This is a genomic window from Vibrio sp. Y176, assembly GCF_033438945.1.
Genome location: NZ_JAWOQS010000198.1, coordinates 1 through 913, shown reverse-complemented (window position 1 = coordinate 913; position 913 = coordinate 1). Strand labels below are relative to the sequence as shown.

At 49.1% G+C, this 913-nt stretch carries 1 protein-coding gene; it reads left to right on the top strand.

The genetic code is table 11. The annotated features are described in order from the left end of the window. The coding region (locus tag R7O13_RS25070) for an efflux RND transporter permease subunit (protein ID WP_318304968.1) at window positions 1-913 on the top strand (913 nt) is incomplete at both ends.

The window sequence follows — 913 nt, the reverse complement described above, 5'->3', positions numbered from 1 at the left end:
GGTTTGTTCTTGAACTGGCGAAGCGCATTGGTGGTTGGTATCGCGATTCCGATTAGCTATGGTGCCGCGCTCGGGATGGACTTGGCATTTGGCTATTCCATCAACCGAGTCACACTCTTTGCATTGATGTTGGCGCTAGGTTTGATCGTGGACGATCCGATCGCGAGTATCGACAACATTGAACGCTACCTCAAACGAAAAAATCTAACACGAACCAATGCGATTGTTCTCGCCATGGCAGAAATTCGTAGCGCCTTGTTAATGTCGACGGTCGCAATCGTGATCGTGTTTACGCCGATGTTTTTTATCACTGGGATGATGGGGCCTTACATGGCGCCACTGGCGTTCAACGTTCCTATAAGCGTTATCTTTAGTACCGTTGTCGCGTTTATGATCACGCCTTGGCTTGCCAAGAAGCTACTCAAAGGTGCTGAGGAAAACGGCCACTATGACATCCAATCTTCGCCGATGTATCGTTTGTATCGTGGTGTGTTGATTCCGCTACTTGAAAGCCGCAAGAAAGCATGGCTTTTCCTTGGTTTGGTTGCCTTGTTGTTCGTCTTGGCAGCATTGTTGCCAGCACTTCGCTTAGTTCCACTCAAGTTGCTGCCTTATGACAATAAAAATGAGTTCCAATTTGTATTAAACATGCCAGAGTCTTCAAGCTTTGTGGATACGTCCAACGCGCTGTCGAGCTTTACGGACTATTTAATGACGGTGCCGGAAGTGACAAGTGTGTCGGGCTTTGCAGGCACCGCTTCCCCAATGGATTTCAACGGCATGGTGCGCCACTACTTTATGCGCAGCGAACCATACCAAGGCGAGCTTCGAGTCGTTCTTGCAGAGAAGAATCGCCGCGCAATGCAATCACACGAACTGGTGACACGACTCAGGGCGGATTTAGAGCAGATTG